This is a genomic window from Microbacterium sp. NPDC055665 (genome assembly GCF_053618035.1).
Window position 1 is genome coordinate 96,291 of sequence record NZ_JBSHGY010000007.1, and the last position, 17,650, is coordinate 113,940.

Consider the following 17,650-nt stretch of genomic DNA (forward strand, 5'->3'; position numbering starts at 1 on the left):
AGTCGCTGTAGTACGGCAACGAGTTCACGCGTTGGATGCGGTTCCATGAGCCCGACTATACGGGTTTCGGTGCTAGAGCCGTAGACACAGGGCGGATGTCCGCTGCCGGGCCATCGACTCGTCGATCTCGGCGTGAGGATTCGCTAGCTTCGGGGAATGGGCAAGATCACTGACGATCTCAACGCCGCGCTCGATATCTCCGACGCCCTGTTGAAAGCTGGGGACCCTCACAGCTCGGGCCGGCGTGTCGAACAGACACGCGAGGTGCTCACCGCTGTGATTCACGCGTGCAAGCCCTCGACGCACGCCGCGACGAGTTGCAACGCTAATCACTCGTCATCCTGTCGCTCCTTCCTGCTTGACAGGCACCCACAGGAGACTGACGCGGCGGTTGAATCCGAACCGGCCGCGGAGACGGTCGAGCTCGTCAACGCGCTCGAAACCGTCATCGGTCGACTGCCACTCGTGCCGCAGGACTCCGAACTGCCGGTCCGGCTGACCGTCGAACTTCTGCCACACGCGCTGCTCGTACGCCCCGAATGTGACTCGATGATCGGGTCCGCCATCACAACACTTCCGGCCGGCAGGGCGTTGATCTCGTCAGGTGTGAGACTCCGGCCTTCCGGTTCCTCGGCTACGACACCAGGCCGCACCTCGGCATCGTGAGCGGCCAGCCAACGGTCGACGCTGATGCGCAGGCCTGCTCGTGTGACTTCTCCACCTGACTCCCCCAGATCCCTGACTCAGCCGCGCTCCGGGGTGTGCACGCGCGCAAGGAACCGCTCCGTGCGCGGCGACGGCCCCCGCGGGTCGAGGAGCGACACCGCGACCGTCACCGCCGTGGCGAGCGGGATGGTCCAGGCCGCGGGCTGCGCGAGGTAGGGCGCCGCGACCCCCACTCCCCCGACCGCCGCGTGCACGAGCAGCGCGAGACCGGCGGCCAGACCGCCCGACACCATCCCGGCCACCGCTCCTCGAGCCGTGAGCCCGCGCCACCACACGCCGAGCAGCACCACCGGCGACAGCGTCGACGCCGCCACCACGAACACCACGCCGACGCTCGATCCGAGGCCCGCCGGAGCCGTGAGCAGCGCGACCGCGAGCGGCACGACGGCGCAGAGCACGGCCGACAGGCGGAACGATCGCACCGAGCCGGAGAACACGTCCTGGCTGATCACGCCCGCGAGCGACACGACGAGTCCGGCCGAGGTCGCCAGGAATGCCGCGAACGCCCCCGCGACGATCAGCGCGGTCAGCAGTTCCCCGAGCAGCCCGGGGAAGACGCGGGAGGGCAGCAGCAGCACCACCGTGTCCGCCACCCCGGGGACGGCGAGGTCGGGAGCGGCGATGCGGGCCAGCAGCCCCATCGTGCTCGACACCGCATAGAACGCGCTCACCATGCCGATCACGATCACCGTCGTACGACGCGCCGACACCCCGGTCGGGCTCGTGTAGAACCGCACCAGGACGTGCGGCAGGCCCATCGTGCCCAGCAGCAGTGCCAGCAGGAGGGAAGCGGTCTCGTAGACGTCGAACCCCGAGGGCCCCGCCTCGACGGGGAACACGAGTGCCGGATCGAAGTCGTGCGGGCCCCCGCTGAGGGCGAAGGCGATGAACACCACCGGCACCAGGAGGGCGGTGAGCTTGAGCCAGTACTGGAACGCCTGCACGTAGGTGATCGCCCGCATGCCGCCGGCCGCGACCGCCGCCGCCACGAGCACCGCGACGGTCACCGCTCCCACCCACTCCGGCAGACCGGCGACGACCAGCAGGGTGAGCCCGGCTCCGTGCAGCTGCGGCACGATGTACAGCCAGCCGATGACGAGCACCGCGATGCTCGTCACGCGCCGCGCGGAGGTCGACTCCAGCCGGGCCTCGATGAAGTCGGGGATCGTGTAGGCGCCGCTGCGTCGCAACGGGGCGGCCACGAACACGAGGACCAGGAGGTAGCCGGCGGCATAACCGATCGGGAACCAGAAGCCGCGCGCACCATCGAGCAGGACCAGCCCCGACAGGCCGAGGAACGTGCCGGCCGAGAGGTACTCGCCGCTGATCGCCGAGGCGTTCCACACCGGCCGCACGGTGCGCGAGGCGACGAAGAAGTCACTCGTCGTGCGCGAGATGCGAAGACCGTAGATGCCGATCAGCAGCGTCGCGACGATGACGAGCGCGACCCCGATGAGGTCGAGCACCGCGTTCATTCGCGATCCCGCAGCGACCGGTACCGGCGCTCGTTGCGGCGGGCCGTGCGCACGTACAGCACCGCGAACACCACGATGATCGGGTAGAACGCGTACGCCTGCAGCAGCCAGGACAGCGGCAGACCCCACACCAGGATGCGGCCGATCTCGGGGATGAGCGCGATCGCCAGGGTGAGCGCGACGACCACGACCACGAACCCGGCAACCGTCCCCAGTGCGAGGCGGAGCTGGCTGCGCATCAGGGCCCGCGCGTACACGGCATCCGCTTCGTCCACGGGAGCCCCGGGCAGTGCGATGCCGCGGGTGAGGGTCGCCGGTCGCCGATCGGGGAGGTCGGCGGTGACGCGGACCCGCTTCGGCTTCTCGGTCATCCGGCGCCCTCTCCGCGCACCAGCGCCTCGCGCACGGCCGGCACCATCCGCCGACTCACCGGAAGCGAGAGCCCGCCGATCGAGACGGCGGCCTCCGCGCCGGAGAGACGCGCCTCGGTCACGGCGGAGACGCGCACGAGCGACGAGCGGTGGATGCGCAGGAACCCGGCATCCGTCCACCGCGTCTCGAGCTCGGAGATGGGGATGCGCACCAGATGGCCCGCACCGTCGCCGGTGTGCAGCCGGGAGTAGTCGCCCTGCGCCTGTACCCAGGTCACGTCGCTGCGCCGCACGAACCGCACCGCGGATCCGACCGTGACCGGCAGCACCTCGTCGTCGCCGGATGCCGTAGCGTCGCCGACCTCGACCACCCGGTCGACCGCCTGGCGCAGCCGCGCGGCCCGCACGGGCTTGAGGAGGTAATCGGCCGCGCGCAGCTCGAACGCCTCCACCGCCTTGGCATCGTCGGCCGTGACGAAAACGACCGCCGGCGGCACGGCGAGAGTCATCAGGGCCCGCGCGAGGTCGGTGCCGCTGAGCCCCGGCATGTGGATGTCGAGGAAGGCGATCCGCACCGCGCGCTCCGACATCAGCCGCAGCGCCTCGGCCCCCGACGACGCCGTGAGGATCACGCCGATCCGCGGATCGGTGCGCAGCAGGTGCACGAGCTCGTCCAGGGCGGGGGTCTCATCATCCGCGACGAGGACATCGACCGGGAGCGCGCTGTTCGTCGGCATCGTCATCGTCGTCACTCGGTGTCCGGATCGTGCTGCGGTTGGGACTTCGGGACCCGCATACGCACCAGGGTACCCGCGCCGGTGTTCGTCTCGACCACCAGACCGCCGTCGGCACCGTAGAGCTGGCGCAGCCGGGTGTCGACGTTGCGGAGGCCGACGTGCACGCCGTCGTCGCTCGCGGTGAGCGTGGCCCGCAGGGCCTCGGGGTCCATCCCCACGCCGTCGTCCTCGACGGTGATCTCGGTGTGCGTGCCGTCGTCGCGCGAGGCGATGCGGATCTCTCCCCCGCCCTCGCCCGGTTCGAGCCCGTGTCGCACCGCGTTCTCGACGAGCGGCTGCACGGACAGGAAGGGGATGACCGTCGCGAGGGTCTCCGGCGCGATCTGCAGCGTCACCCGCAGCCTGTCGCCGAAGCGTGCGCGCTCCAGCTCGAGGTAGGAGTGGATGCTGCCCAGCTCCTCGGCGAGCGTGGTGAACTCCCCCTGCCGCCGGAACGAGTAGCGCGTGAAGTCGGCGAACTCGAGCACCAGCTCCCGGGCGCGTTCGGGGTCGGTGAGGATGAACGAGGCGATCGCGGTGAGGGCGTTGTAGATGAAGTGCGGCGAGATCTGCGCCCGCAGCGACCGCAGCTCCGCCTCGGCCAACTGCGTCCTCGATGCGTCGAGTCCGCCGAGCTCGACCTGCGCCGCGCACCAGTCGGCCACCTCTTCGGCCGCCCGCACGAGTGCCGCCCCCACGGGTGCCGCGAACGCCACGACGACGCCCACGACCCGGCCGTCGACACGGATCGGCGCGCCGACGGCTTCGAGGGCGTCGTCACGGCCCGATGCGGGGAACACCTGCCGACGCCCGGAGGCCCTGACCTGCGCCGCGATGCGGACCGCCGCCGACTCCAGCCCGTCGGATGAGCCGTCGAACGAGACGGTGTCGTCGGAGCCGACGATCGCCACCGCGGCACTGCCGAGCAGCACCCGCAGATGGCGCGTGGCCTTGACGACATCGGGGCCCGCGAGCCCTGCGCGCAGGTGCGGAGCGGCGAGGCTCGCCTGATGCAGAGCCGTGAGCGCCGCCTGCTCCGCGTCGCTGCCGAGGTAGGTCGCCCCGCGCGCGAGCCGGCGGGCGAGCAGCAGCAGCAGCGTCAGGACGACGCCGCCGAGCACGCCGAGGACCGCTGCGAGGACGACGTCGGTCATGGGTTCAGCTACTTTCGACCGGCCGCGGCCACGAGGTCGAGCCTCGGTGCGACCGATTCATCCATGCGTGAGATCTCCTTCTCGGAGATGCGATTGCGTCGCGCACGATCCGGCCACGACGAGAGCGTCTCGGACACCCTCGCCAAGTGCTCCCGCGCCCTGCGCTGCGTCAGGTCGCAGTCGTCCGCGAGCGCGAGAAGACCCTCGATCTCCGTGTCATACGTGTCGGCTCCGGCGATCGAGGTCGACCGGCTCCTGGCGAGATCCGGATTCGGATTGACGTCGAAGGCGGGGCTGAGCGTCCAGGCGTTGCCATCGCTGAGGAAACCATGGTTGCGCAGGTGGTCGTCCGTGTTGCCGAGAACGACGTTGGCGATCACTCTGTCGTAGAGGTCGGCGAGCCCGGCGCGAGGCGAACGCGCGATGTCGCGGATGGCGTCGGCGATCTCGACGTAGTCATGGTGCTCGCCGTCCGCGGCGCCGATCGCCGTCATGGCGCTGATGTATCCGACGCGCTGCTGCGTCGCGTCCCGGTCGAAGCGGCGCAGGATGAGAACGCAGCGTTCCCCCAGTCGTGTGAGACGGAACTCCGGCACGGCGATACCGCAATCCGACAACAGACCGAGGCTGGTCGCCTCCCAGGCCATGACGTCCCAATCGTCGCTGGAATGCGGGAATTTCGCGAACCCGAGAGACCCGTCCTCGAGTCGCACCGATGCCTTCGGCCGCGCGCCTCCCAGGCCGGTGGTCCCGGTATCCAGCAGTTGCTTGACCGCCTCGGTGTAGTCGTCGTCGCCGGCGAGCTCGTCGCTGCGGCGCAGGAGGTTCGGAAGTTCGACGATCGCCGGGACATGAGCTTCCGCACCGAGGAAGTTCTCCGTCCCCACGGCGCGGAAGCGCAGCGCGCCCTGGCGGGTGTCGTCGCTGACGCCTAAGAGGTAGCTGACGTCGTCGAGGCTCCGCGGAGCCCGACCGGCCTCGCGGGCGGCTATCCGCTCGGCCTTGTCGATGAGGTTGCGGCCCCAACGGTCTGGCGAACTGTCCGAGAACGCCCGCAGCATCCCCGGCTGATACTGGGGGCCGGGAACGAGCTGCAGCGACGGATCGATGTTCACGCCGCCACGTGAGAGGTACGCAGCGTCATAGAGGAAGGTGGTGGCGAGCGACCTGCCCGTCGTGAAATGCGCTTGTCCGACCAGCTGCATGTCACCACGGTCGTCGCTGTAGACCTCGTAGTCGCTCATCGCGCGCGTGTCTTCTCGAGGCTCGATGCGCGGAGCCGACCGATGTCGGTGCTCAACGGGTCGGCGGCGTTCACGACCGCCTCGAGGATGCCGAGCGCCCGCAGCACCTGAGCGACGTTCTCGAACGTCACCGACGCGTTGCCCGTCTCGATCTTGCGCAGCGTGTCCCGGGAGATGTTCGCTCGCTCCGCGACCTGCTGGGCCGTCAACCCCAGCACCATGCGCCATCCGCGGACGTGCTCGCCGAACGCCTCCATGTCCCGCGTGATGCGATATCCGGCCATGCGTGCCACCTCCTCGACGTTGCTATGACGAACATACTAGCCATAACGCGGAGTTATGACCAGAATGTTCGTCATAGCTTGCCTAGGGCGCCGCCGCAGATCTCAGCAGCAGCGCGCACCGGGGTTGCGGTCCTGGTCGTCCATCCGCTGCCGCCAGAACTGCCGCTCGGTCATCGGCTCCTCGTCCGGGTGCACGCGCCGCTGATGGGCGACATAGGTCGCATAGGCACTGTCGCCCATCAGGTTCGTCATGTACCAGCGGATGCCGCGGCCCACCCGCCCCACGGCGCCCAGCAGCGTCCGCAGGAGGGTGGTCGCGGCATCCGTCCGACTCATGGTGTCGGCCATCTCAGTGCGACGAGGCCTTGCGCTCGTCGGCGAGGATCGGCTCCCACTGCTTCTCGAGCTCGCGCTCCGCGGAGCTGGGCAGGAACCCGGCCGGGGCGAAGCGGCGCGAGGCGACCGGCTCGTCTTCGGTGTTCTCGCCGCCGCCGTTGCGGATCGCCTTCACCGTGGCGATCACGGCGGTGACCATGACGACGATCGCGAGCGTGACGAAGATGATCGACAGGGTGCCCTGGACGGCCGTGTTGCGGATGACGGCGTCGAGCACCTCGGGCTCACCGAGCGCGGTGTCGCCCGAGTCACGGGCGGTCACGTACTTGAAGTGGTTCGCCCAGTAGCCGATGGCCGGCACCGGGGACGCGATCTTGTACAGCGACGCCGTGATGGTCACGACCGCGGTGAACGCGAGCGGCAGCGCGATGATCCACAGCCACTTGAAGTAGCTGCGGCCGCGCTTGGCGACGATCGCCAGCACCACGGCGAGCGCGATCGCGGCGAGCAGCTGGTTCGCGATGCCGAACAGCGGGAAGAAGGTGTTGATGCCGCCGAGCGGGTCGGTCACGCCGAGGATGAGGATCGCTCCCCAGCCGGCGACCATGATCGCGGTGCAGATCCAGACGCCGGGACGCCACGAGACGTCACGGAACTTGGGGAACCACGCGCCGATCGAGTCCTGCAGCATGAAGCGCGCGACACGGGTGCCGGCATCGACCGCGGTGAGGATGAACAGCGCCTCGAACATGATCGCGAAGTGGTACCAGAACGCCATGAGCGCCTGGCCACCGAGGGCCTGCTGCATGATGTGCGCGAGACCGAGTGCCAGGGTCGGAGCCCCACCGGTGCGCGACACGATCGACTCCTCACCGACCAGCGTGGCCGTGCCGGTGAGCATCTCGGGCGTGAGGTTCACCCCCGTCAGGCCCAGAGAGTTCACGAAGGCGACGGCCCCTTCGACCGTGCCGCCCGTCGCCGAGGCCGGCGCGTTCATCGCGAAGTAGATGCCCTGGTCGATCGAGATCGCGGCGACGAGGGCCATGATCGCGACGAACGACTCCATGAGCATGCCGCCGTAGCCGATGAAGCGCGTCTGGCGCTCTTTCTCGATGAGCTTGGGCGTGGTGCCGGATGCGATCAGCGCGTGGAATCCCGACAGCGCTCCGCACGCGATCGTCACGAACAGGAAGGGGAAGAGGGGACCGGCGAAGACCGGCCCCATGCCGTTCTCGCCGAAGATGCTGATCGCCGGGACCGTGATCTCGGGGCGCACCAGCACGATGGCTCCGGCGAGCATGACGATCACGCCGATCTTCATGAAGGTCGACAGGTAGTCACGCGGGGCGAGCAGCAGCCACACCGGGAGCACGGCGGCGATGAAGCCGTAGATTATGATGCCCCAGGCGATGGTGGTGCGGTCGAGGTGGAAGATCGCCTGACCCCACTCGGTGCCGGCGACCCAGCCGCCGCCGATGATCGCGGCCATCAGCAGTGCGAAGCCGATGATCGAGACCTCGGTGACCTTGCCGGGACGCAGGTAGCGCAGGTAGACGCCCATGAAGAGCGCGATCGGGATGGTCATGGCGACCGAGAAGACGCCCCACGGGCTCTCGCCGAGCGCATTGACGACGACGAGGGCGAGGATCGCGACGATGATCAGCATGATCAGCAGCGAGGCGATGATCGCCGCCGTGCCACCGATCTTGCCGAGCTCCTGACGGGCCATCTGGCCGATCGTGCGTCCACCGCGACGCATCGAGAAGAAGAGGACCGTGTAGTCCTGTACGGCACCGGCGAGCACGACGCCGACGATGATCCAGATGGTGCCGGGGAGGTAGCCCATCTGCGCGGCGAGCACCGGTCCGACGAGCGGTCCGGCGCCGGCGATGGCGGCGAAGTGGTGGCCGTAGAGCACGCGCCGGTCGGTGGGGACGTAGTCCTTGCCGTCCTGCTTGACCTCGGCGGGCGTGGCCCGGCGGTCATCGGGCCGCGTGATGTACTTCTCGATCACCTTCGAGTAGAAGCGGTAGCCGATCAGGTACGTGCAGACCGCGGCGAACACGAACCAGATCGCGTTGACGGTCTCGCCGCGGACGATCGCGAGCATGGTCCACGCGACGGCACCCAGCAGGGCGATCGCCGCCCAGAGGATGATCTTCGGCAGGGTCCAGCGGTTCGCCTTCTCGTGATGCTCCTCGGTGAGGGCGACGGAGGGGAGTTTCGGGTCGGTGACGATGACGGGTTCGGTGCCCGGTGCGGTCATGGCAGTCTCCTCGGGATACGCGACATTGCGTTCCCCCACGTTAGGAAAGTGCGGAGGCCGGACACGGAGCCGGAAGCGGATGCTGCGACGAGCGGCACCGATCACGCGATGAACGGATGCCCGTGCGCACACAGCGCCCCGCGGAAGGGAGACCGCGGGGCGCTGTGCTGTGGGGGCTACTCCGGTTTCGGCGTCTCCGGTGCCCCGGTCTCCGGTGCCGGAGTCGGCGCCGGGGTCTCCGGTGCGGGAGTCTCCGGGGCCTCCGCCTCCGGTGCATCCGTCTCCGGTGCCGGGGTCTCCGGCGCCTCGGCCGGCGGCGTCTGCTTCTCCGCGTCCGGCGTCGTCACCGTCACGACGGTGCGGACGGCCGAGTCGCCGTACTGGACGAGTCCGAGATAGCGGGTGCCGGCGGTGAGGCCGGTCCAGCTGAGGTCGTAGCTCGTCTTCTCACCGCGGACGGCGGGGATCGGATTAGGCGTCGCGGTGAACGCGCCCTCGCCGCCCGGCTGCACGTTGGCGTAGGACATGTCCCAGGTCATCGGCCCCGTCGTCGAGTACACGTTCGCCACCACCAGGTACGTCCCGGCGGTCGGTGCCGGAACCGTGACCTGCTCGTCTGCCGAGCCGGTCGCCGACTGCCAGTTCTCGTAGTACCGCAGGTCGTCCGGGCTCACCACGCGGTACACGGTGAGGTCGAGGTCGCTGCCGTCGTCGTCCGACGAGTCGAGGTCGAACCGGGAGAGCGTCGTCCCCTCCGGCACGTCCACGATCCAGGCGACGTCCTTATTCGCATCACCCGAGTTCTCGTCGCCCGAGTGCCCCTCGACCGGGTTGTCCGGGTCGCTGAGCAGCTCGTAGGCGGTGAGGCCCGAGAGGTTGAGGGCCAGGTCGCCGTCGAGACCGGGGATGATCTCCACCGACGTACTGCCGTCGACGCCGGTGCCGGTGACCTCTGCCGGAGCATCCGCCGTGACCGGGAACACCGCGATCGGCGAACGCACCGAGTTCTTCGCGCTCTTCCAGGTGAGCGAACCCGTCGCCCACTCCTCGACCGGCGCGCTCTTGTTGTCGAACGTGACGGTGAAGGACTTGGTCTGACCCGGCTTGTCGAACTTCAGCTGCTGCGGGGTGACCTTGACGTCGACACCCGGGACGGAGGCCTTCGCGGTGAAGGTGCCCTTCTCGGTCGACGTGACCGTGCGGGTGACGGTCTGCGCGCTGGCGAGGGAGCCGATCGAGATCGACGCCTGGTTCAGATCGCTGCCGTCGATGGGCTCGATCCCCGGGAAGTCCGACAGGCCCTTCCCATCGAGGAACGCCGCCCAGTCCTTGACCCCGTTGAGGTACAGCAGACCGGGGTTCAGGTACCGCTTCGGGTCGACCTGACCTGCGCCCTGCTCGAACGGGTCGGTGTTCTTCGATCCGTCGGGCAGCACGGTGTCGTAGGCGGTGGTCATCATCGCCGACCGGATCTCACCTGGCGTCGCCTTCGGGTGCTCACCGAGGTACAGCGCGCCGAGACCGGCCACGTGCGGCGAGGCCATCGAGGTGCCGGAGAGGATGCCGAAGGTCGGCTCCTCATCGGGTCCGTTGTTCGTCGCCGCGAGGATCGCGACGCCCGGGGCGGCGACATCCGGCTTCAGCACATCGCTGCCGTCGGCCAGCATCGGCCCGCGGCTCGAGAAGCCGGCGATCTGCGGGGTCGGGGTGGTCACACCGGTGGTGTTCTCGCCGACGAGGGTGATCGGGCGGTCGACGCCGCCCTGCACGTAGGCGAGCACGGCGGCGCGGTGCACGGCGTTCAGGTGCACGGTCGGGACGGCGTGGAAGTCGTTGTCGAGCGAGTCCGCTCCACCCGGCACGTTCACGAGGACCATGCCGATGCCTCCGGCGTCCTTCACGACCTGCGACTTCTCGGCGCGCGCGTTGCCGCCGCGGTCGCAGACCACGATGTGTCCGGCGACCTTCGCGGGGTCGAGGGTGCCCGGCAGGCAGAGCTGCGGGTCGACGGCTCCGGCCGCGGCGGCATCCACCGCGGCGATCGACGGGCCGGTGACGCTCTCACCGAACGGCACGCTCACCGATGCTCCGGCCTGCTCGAACCCGTCGAACTGCACCGTGCCCTCCCAGGTGGGGATGGTCGATGCGGCGACGGTCGTGTACCAGGGCGAGGCATGGTCGGCGGTGACCGGGTCGGGGCCGTCGTTGCCGGCACTCGTCGCGACGAAGACGCCCGCAGCCGCGGCGTTGAAGAACGCGATGTCCTCCGGCGCCAGCACCGTGCTCGCAGCCCCGCCGCCGATGGAATAGTTGATCACGTCGACGCCGTCGGCGACGGCCTGATCGATCGCGGCGACGAGGTCGCTCAGCGCGCAGATGTCGTCGGTGGTGACGGTCGTGTCCGGGCCGACGTAGCAGGCCTTGTAGGCCGCGACCTTCGAACCGGGCGCGACGCCCGAGACCGTGCCGAAGTCGACGTCCTCGATCGCGGCGTCGACCTTGAAGTTGCCCGCCGCGGTGCTCGCGGTGTGCGAGCCGTGGCCGTCGCCGTCGCGCGGCGAGAGGTAGTCGTACTGGAAGTCGAAGCCGGCAGCCTCGGCTCCGGTGTAGAAGTACTGTCCGCCGATGAGCTTCGAGGAGTAGTCGCTCTTGTCCCAGTCCTGGCCTTCGACCATCGCACCCTGGAACTGCCCGCCGTCGGACTTGTCGAAGTACACGTAGGTGCCGTCGGTGTAGGGCTGGTTGCCCTTGTGCCGGCTCTGCTGCTTCTTCTGCTTCTTGATCTTCTTGCCCTCGAAGGAGGGGTGCTCCGGCGCGATGCCGGTGTCGATCACGCCCACCACGACGCCTTCGCCGGCTTTCTCGACGCCGCCGGTCTGCTGCCACACGCCGCCGCGACCCTTGCGGTCGTCGCCGAGCCCGAGGAAGTCGGTGGACGTCTGCGCGTCGGGGTGCCTGACCTCGTCCGGGTATACGCCGAGGACGTCCTTCGACGCACGGAGCGCATCGACCTGCTCGCCGGAGAGGTCGGCGCTGAAGCCGTTGAGTGCGACCTGATAGGTGTTGTCGGGCGTGACGCCCACATCGCTGATCAGGTCGGTCTGCTGGGTCTGGAGGTGCTTGACGTAGCGCTGGGAGTCCTGCGACTGCGTCTCGAGCTGCTCGCCCTCGGCGGGCTTCGTGGCCTTCAGGCCCTTGACGTCGCCCTCGTAGCTGGCGAGCGGATCGGCCTTCATGACCACGATGTAGTGGCCGGGGGTGCCCGCGACCGGGACAGGATGCGTCACCTCCTCGGTCGCGGCGTAGCCGGTTGTTGCCGTCGATGCGATGAACAGAGTCGCCAGGGTGGTGGCTGCTGCCATCCGGAGGGGTGTTCGACCCATGTGCCGCTCCCGATGATCACGGTGCAACCGCGTTGCTGCACCGCGGCCAACATAGCCCCGCTCTTCGCCGCCGGAGAGAGAACTGGTCGATCGGCCAACCGGCCTTCGCCGATCGGCCAGGGTTATGCACGGCCGCCCTCCCGATAGGTCGACAGTAAGCTGGAGAGGTGGCCCGCACCCCCGTCCTGACGACCCGAGTACTGCTCGTCTGCGCAGCGATCGGCGTCGCGACGGGCATCCTCGCGGGCATCGCCGGATGGGTGACCCCCGTGCTGCTGGCGAGTCCTCTGCTGTTCCTCTACGGCCTCGTGCTCGGCTCGCATGTGCTGCCGGGGATCATCGCGCAGGAGGTGCTGCGACTGCCGCTGGTCGCCCTGATCACGCACGTGTTCGCGGCGCTGATCGCGAGTGCCTTCAACCCGGCGTGGGCGCTGCGGTTCATCGGCACCGCCCTGCTGTTCGGGCTCATCCAGGAGGGCGTCGCCGCCCTTACGCGCTACCGGTCCTGGGGGCCGTGGCGCTTCTTCATCTCGGCGGCCGTGATCGGTGTGATCGTCGCGGTCGTGGTGTTCTTCGCCGCGCACCTGTCGGTCATGCCCGTGTGGGCACAGATCCTGTACCTCGCGATCTCGGTGCTCGGCCCGATCGCGTGGACCGCGGTGGGGCTCGCGATCGGCTCGGCGCTGCGCAGGGCCGGGGTCGCTCGGCGCTGACCGCCGGGTTTCTGGTCGATGGCGGATCAGGTAAGGCTCAGCTAAGTTAGACGGGTACGATCCGTCGACCCGGGACTCCGCCGTGCGCCCATCCGCGCCCCTGCTGAGCGTGCGTGAGCTCTCGCTCACCCACGCCGATGCCGCGCACCCCTCGCCCCGCGACGTCACGTTCGACATCCACCCCGGAGAGGTCGTGCTGCTGCTCGGACCATCCGGATCCGGCAAGTCCACCCTCACGCTCGCCCTCAACGGACTGATCCCGCACGCCCTGCCGGCGACCATGACCGGCACGGTCGAGGCCGGCGGAATCGACACCGCCACCGCGCAGCCGGCTACGCTCAGCACGCACGTCGCCATGGTCTTCCAGGACCCGGATGCGCAGATCGTCACCGGCACCGTCTACGACGAGGTGGCGTTCGGGCCGGAGAACCTCCTGCTCCCGCTCGACGTCGTGCAGGGCCGCGTCGAAGCGGCGCTGCGCCGGGTGGGACTCTGGGATCGGCGCGACGAGAACCCGGATCACCTGTCCGGCGGAGGGCGGCAGCGACTCGCGATCGCCTGCGCCCTCGCGATGGGCTCGCCGCTGATCGTGCTCGACGAGCCGACGGCCAACCTCGACCCGCAGGGCATCGATGACGTCTACGCGGCACTGACCGATGTGGTGGCCGCCGGAGACCGCGCGATCCTCCTCGTCGAGCACAACCTCGACGCGGCGATGGACTTCGTCACGCGCACCATCGTGCTCGACCGCGAAGGCAGGGTCGTCTTCGACGGGCCGGCGGCCGAGATCATCCGTGCGCATGCCGACGAGCTCGTCGGGATGGGCGTCTGGCTGCCGGCGGCGACGCTCGCCGCGCTGCGACTGCGGGATCAGGGCTTCTCCTTCGATCCCCTGCCGCTGACTCCGGACGAGCTCGGCGCCGCCCTCGCGGAGGGTGCCGCCTCTTCCTCCTCCGGTCGCTCGACGAGCGGAACACCGCCTCGGTCGTCGAGCGAGGAGCTGCGCGATGAGCAGGGCGAGGAGAAGGAACGCGCCACCGAGGCGATCATCCGTGCCCGCGGGCTGACCGTGCGGCGCCGACGGACCGAGATCCTGCACGGGATCGACCTCGACCTCGAACCAGGGAGCCTCACCGCGATCGTGGGCGCGAACGGTGCCGGCAAGACCACCCTGATCCAGGCTCTCGCGGGCGTCGTGCCGCCGCCACGGGGCCAGGTGTCGGTCGACGGCATCGATCCGGGCACGGCCTCGCCCCGCGACCTCGCCGCGCGCATCGGCTTCGTGTTCCAGAACCCGGAGCACCAGTTCATCGCGCACACCGTGTTCGACGAGCTGGCGCACGGGTTGCGGCTGCGGCATGTGCCGGATCCGGAGATCGCCTCCCGCGTCGAGGAGATGCTCACGCGGTTCGGCCTCGAGCACAAGGCGGACGTGCACCCGTTCCTGCTGTCGGGCGGCGAGAAGCGACGACTCTCGGTCGGCACGGCCCTGATCACGCGGCCGCGCGTCCTCGCGCTGGACGAGCCGACGTTCGGGCAGGACCGCGCGCGGGCGGCCGAGCTGCTCGATCTGCTGCAGAACCTCCGCGCCGAAGGCACGACGATCGTGATCGTCACGCACGACCTGCAGCTCGTGGCGGAGCACAGCACGCACATCGTGATGCTCGCCGACGGGCGGGTGCGGGCGTCGGGACCCACCGCGTCGCTGTTCCGCGACCAGCAGCTGTTCGCCGACGCCGGGCTTCGCATGCCGGCGCTGCAGCGCGTGCTGGCGTCCGCAGGCCTCGAGGTGACCCGATGAGCGCCGACGTCACGGGCAGCGCTGCACGCCGCGTTCCCGACGCCGCCGGAGATCGTGCGTTCGATCCCTATGCCCGGATGACGGCGACCTCGCCGCGCCAGTTCCTCTATGCCCTGAATCCGCTCGCGAAGGTGGCGGGCTTCGCCCCGGCGATGGTGCTGCTCGTGTTCGTCCGCGACCTCGCCACCCCGGCCGCGTTCCTCCTGCTCGCGTACGTGCTTATCCTGGTCGGCGCCCGCCTCACGCGTCGACTGCTCGCTCTGCTGCTGCTCGGACTCCCGGCGGGCATGCTGCTGGTCGCGGTCGGATTCTCGCTGTGGGTGGATGCCGGACTCGTCGACGGCAGCACGCCGCTCGTGCGGATCGGCGACTGGACGCTGTACAGCGGGGCTCTGGTGATCGGGTCGGCGACGGCGCTGCGCCTCGGTTCGATCATGGCGCTCGCCCTCGTCGGCGGACTCACCACCAGCGGTCCGGATCTCGTGCGGGCGAGCGTGCAGCAGCTGCGGGTGCCGTACCGCGTCGGGTACACGGCGCTGGCAGCGTTCCGGTTCGTGCCGAGGTTCGGGCATGAGCTGGCCGTGATCCGCGCGGCCCACCGTGTGCGGGGATACCACGGTGGGCGTGGGCCGTTCGCCCGCATCGCTCGCGGCTGGGGCTACATCGTGCCGCTCCTCGCCGGTGCCATCCGCCATGCGGAGCGCGTCGCCCTGGCGATGGATTCCCGGGCCTTCGGCGCCCATCCCACCCGCACCGAGCGGCATCTCGTGCCGTTCCGCACGCGGGACACCGTCTTCACCCTCACGACACTGCTGGCGTCCGCCGCCATCTTCGTCGCCTTCTTCCCCTGGCAGCTTCCCTGAAAGGCGCCCCATGGCATACAGCAAGCTGGTCAAACCCGAGACCACCGAGCTCATCCATCTGACGGTCCTGCGCACCGAGCGGCTTTCGGCGCACTGGATCCGCGTGACTCTCGGCGGCGGTGAGATCGAGAAGTTCCGGCCGATGGGCTTCGACCAGTGGTTCCGGCTGTTCCTGCCGATCGGCGGCGATGCGGGCCTCGAGCGGGTGCCCGCGAAGGCGAACAAGATGTTCGGGTATCTGAAGTTCCTGCGCATCCCCGACGGCGAACGGCCCGTGATGCGCAACTACAGCGTGCGCGCGTATCGTGCGGCGACAGCGGAGGCCGGCGCCGAGATCGACGTGGACTTCGTGCTGCACGGCTCGGCAGCCGACGGCACGGCCGGTCCGGCATCGCGCTGGGCGGAGACCTGCCAGCCGGGCGAGCATGTGCTGATCATCGATGAGGGGCTCACCTTCAACCCGCAGCGCGGCACGGATCGCGTCGTGCTCGTCGGGGACGAGACGGCACTGCCGGCGATCGCCTCGATCAGCGCATCGCTGCCCGTGGATGCCACCGGCACCGCGATCATCGAGGTGCCGAGCGAGGACGATGCGCTGGAGTTCCCGCATCCGTCCGGTCTCGAGGTCGTCTGGATCGTGCGCCCTCACGATGTCGCTCCCGGTGTGCTGGCGCTGCAGACGCTGGGCCGCACCGCGCTGCCCGATGCCCCGTTCCACGCGTATGCGGCCGGTGAGCAGGCGCTCGCCTCGGGCGCCCGCAAGCACCTGGTGGGCGAGCGCGGTGTCGACAAGAACGCCGTGAGCTTCTGCGGGTACTGGAAGATCGGCGCGGCTTCTCCGGCATCGAAGGCCGCTCGCGAGGCGGCAGCGGAGCCGCTGGCATGAGTGGCACGGACGCGGCGGTTTCCCGGCGAGGATCGGGCGGTACCGCGCGAAAGCCGGGTGGGCGGTTCCGCTTTCCCACGGCGATCCTGCTGACCTGTGCCGCGCTCGGTGTGGCGGGCGGCCTGCTGCTGGCGCCGGCGAACTGGTTGTCGACGCTGCTCTTCCCCGTGGCGCCCTTCGCGAGCGTGGCGCTGGCCGGGCTCTGGATGCTGCCGTCGGTCATCGCGCTGCGTCTGCTGCGACGCCCGCTGGTCGGGCTCCTGGTGGGCCTGCTCGCCGGCCTCGTGATCGTGCCGTTCTCGGGATACGGGTTCGGCAGCGTGGCGACGAATCTGTGGTGGGCGGCGTTCACCGAGCTGCCGTTCCTCTTCGTGATCTGGCGGTACTGGGGCACGTGGATGCACTATGTCGGCGCTGTCGTGGTGAGCTTCGTGTATCCGGTGCTGGCGTGGGCGTCGTTCGATCTGGGCAGCTTCTCGCTCGCCGTGCAGGCGCTGTTCTTCACGATCACGCTGGCCAGCTGCGTCGGTACCACTGCCCTGGGAATCCTCATCGCCGATCAGCTCCGCAAGGCCGGTGTGGGCGGTCGCCGCTCGCAACGATCCTGAGGTGACGCGGGCCACGACCGTTGCCCGGTGCCCCGAGCCCGGTCCCCGCGGATGCATGGTCATGCGGCGATGTCGAAGCGAGCGCGTCCGCCGAGTCGTGGGGTGCGGGTGGGGTCGACGTGCGGGGGTGGGAGGAACCACACTCGTCCCCCGGTCCCGGTCCCGGTCCCGTATCGGGGATGGTCGATGTGGATGTCCCATCCGTTGTCGTGGATGCGGTGGTGACACGTCTCACACAGCAACACCCCGTTGCTGAGGTCGGTGGGTCCGTGGTCGCGTTTCCACCAGCGGATGTGGTGCGCTTTCGTCATCTCGGGTGGCAGCCCACACATCGCGCACCCGCCGTCACGTTCGGCCAGGGCGAGGCGTTGCGCCCGGGTGAACAGGCGTTTCTCCCGCCCCCAGTCCAACACTTCACTGTTCCCGCCGAGGACGCAGGGGATGATCCCTCCGCCGGCGGCCATCCGCCGCGCCGCCCCCACACTGACCGGCTGATCCAGACCATCCACGGTCGCGGATCCGGTGCCGGTTTCGAGGTCCGAGAGGTTCATCCGGACGATCACGGTGGCCCCGGCGACCGGGACCCGCTTCTGGCAGCCGAGGACGTGCGCGCAGAACACCGCGAGCGCGTCGGCCTGAATCATGGGGACCGTGCGCCGATCCGCATCCGGGGCATCAGTGTCGGGGGCGTCATTCCGGGCGGCGAACGCGGCGGTCACGAACCCGCGGATCGCGGTCACGATCGGGGCGGCGGTCTCGGCATC

The 17,650-nt window shown here is 69.5% G+C and carries 16 protein-coding genes; 6 read left to right on the plus strand and 10 right to left on the minus strand.

Annotated elements, in window-relative coordinates:
* The first annotated feature begins 156 nt into the window (after positions 1 to 156).
* A complete protein-coding gene (locus ACWGO6_RS15290) occupies positions 157 to 666 on the plus strand; it encodes a hypothetical protein (RefSeq protein ID WP_452327137.1) in 510 nt (169 codons plus the stop codon).
* A gap of 77 nt (positions 667 to 743) precedes the next feature.
* Here ACWGO6_RS15290 and ACWGO6_RS15295 read toward each other — a convergent pair whose 3' ends face one another.
* The 9 genes from ACWGO6_RS15295 to ACWGO6_RS15335 all read right to left on the minus strand — a co-directional run bounded on the left by ACWGO6_RS15295 (position 744) and on the right by ACWGO6_RS15335 (position 11,994).
* Entirely contained in the window at positions 744 to 2,201 is a 1,458-nt protein-coding gene (locus ACWGO6_RS15295) for a sodium/solute symporter (protein ID WP_452327138.1), read from the minus strand.
* Positions 2,198 to 2,572 carry a heavy metal transporter gene (locus tag ACWGO6_RS15300; protein WP_452327139.1) on the minus strand — a complete coding sequence of 125 codons (375 nt, stop codon included), beginning with the start codon at positions 2,570 to 2,572 and terminating at the stop codon, positions 2,198 to 2,200. Before ACWGO6_RS15300 ends, ACWGO6_RS15295 begins: the two co-directional genes overlap by 4 nt.
* Entirely contained in the window at positions 2,569 to 3,309 is a 741-nt protein-coding gene (locus tag ACWGO6_RS15305) for a LytR/AlgR family response regulator transcription factor (RefSeq protein ID WP_452327140.1), read from the minus strand. Before ACWGO6_RS15305 ends, ACWGO6_RS15300 begins: the two co-directional genes overlap by 4 nt.
* A gap of 11 nt (positions 3,310 to 3,320) precedes the next feature.
* Positions 3,321 to 4,502, minus strand: a complete 1,182-nt coding sequence (locus ACWGO6_RS15310) for a sensor histidine kinase (protein ID WP_452327141.1) — start codon at positions 4,500 to 4,502, stop codon at positions 3,321 to 3,323.
* A gap of 8 nt (positions 4,503 to 4,510) precedes the next feature.
* A complete protein-coding gene (locus ACWGO6_RS15315) occupies positions 4,511 to 5,746 on the minus strand; it encodes a type II toxin-antitoxin system HipA family toxin (protein ID WP_452327142.1) in 1,236 nt (411 codons plus the stop codon).
* A complete protein-coding gene (locus ACWGO6_RS15320; RefSeq protein WP_136040900.1) occupies positions 5,743 to 6,030 on the minus strand; it encodes a helix-turn-helix domain-containing protein in 288 nt (95 codons plus the stop codon). The genes ACWGO6_RS15315 and ACWGO6_RS15320 overlap by 4 nt, the downstream gene beginning before the upstream one ends.
* Before the next feature lie 102 nt (positions 6,031 to 6,132).
* Positions 6,133 to 6,378, minus strand: coding sequence for a YbdD/YjiX family protein (locus ACWGO6_RS15325; RefSeq protein ID WP_136040899.1), 246 nt, complete (start codon positions 6,376 to 6,378; stop codon positions 6,133 to 6,135).
* A gap of 1 nt (position 6,379) precedes the next feature.
* On the minus strand, positions 6,380 to 8,632 hold the full coding sequence (locus tag ACWGO6_RS15330) for a carbon starvation CstA family protein (RefSeq protein WP_452327143.1): 2,253 nt from the start codon (positions 8,630 to 8,632) through the stop codon (positions 6,380 to 6,382).
* A 176-nt stretch (positions 8,633 to 8,808) separates the two neighbouring features.
* A complete protein-coding gene (locus ACWGO6_RS15335; protein ID WP_452327144.1) occupies positions 8,809 to 11,994 on the minus strand; it encodes a S8 family peptidase in 3,186 nt (1,061 codons plus the stop codon).
* Between the two features lie 188 nt (positions 11,995 to 12,182).
* On the opposite strand from ACWGO6_RS15335, the gene ACWGO6_RS15340 reads away from it, so the two are divergent.
* The 5 genes from ACWGO6_RS15340 (at position 12,183) to ACWGO6_RS15360 (ending at position 16,886) form a co-directional block, all read left to right on the plus strand.
* Complete coding sequence (locus ACWGO6_RS15340; RefSeq protein WP_376102898.1) at positions 12,183 to 12,728, plus strand: ECF transporter S component; 546 nt, start codon at positions 12,183 to 12,185, stop codon at positions 12,726 to 12,728.
* Between the two features lie 82 nt (positions 12,729 to 12,810).
* The gene (locus tag ACWGO6_RS15345; protein ID WP_452327145.1) at positions 12,811 to 14,529 is read left to right on the plus strand and encodes an ABC transporter ATP-binding protein; all 1,719 of its coding nucleotides are present in this window, start codon (positions 12,811 to 12,813) and stop codon (positions 14,527 to 14,529) included.
* A gap of 77 nt (positions 14,530 to 14,606) precedes the next feature.
* On the plus strand, positions 14,607 to 15,392 hold the full coding sequence (locus ACWGO6_RS15350) for an energy-coupling factor transporter transmembrane component T (protein WP_452327151.1): 786 nt from the start codon (positions 14,607 to 14,609) through the stop codon (positions 15,390 to 15,392).
* A 10-nt stretch (positions 15,393 to 15,402) separates the two neighbouring features.
* Positions 15,403 to 16,278: a siderophore-interacting protein gene (locus ACWGO6_RS15355; protein ID WP_452327146.1), complete on the plus strand. Its 876-nt coding sequence runs from the start codon at positions 15,403 to 15,405 to the stop codon at positions 16,276 to 16,278.
* Complete coding sequence (locus ACWGO6_RS15360; RefSeq protein ID WP_452327147.1) at positions 16,275 to 16,886, plus strand: ECF transporter S component; 612 nt, start codon at positions 16,275 to 16,277, stop codon at positions 16,884 to 16,886. The genes ACWGO6_RS15355 and ACWGO6_RS15360 overlap by 4 nt, the downstream gene beginning before the upstream one ends.
* 59 nt (positions 16,887 to 16,945) lie before the next feature.
* Here the strand turns inward: ACWGO6_RS15360 and ACWGO6_RS15365 are convergent.
* The coding region (locus ACWGO6_RS15365) for a DUF222 domain-containing protein (RefSeq protein WP_452327148.1) at positions 16,946 to 17,650 on the minus strand (705 nt) is incomplete at its 5' end.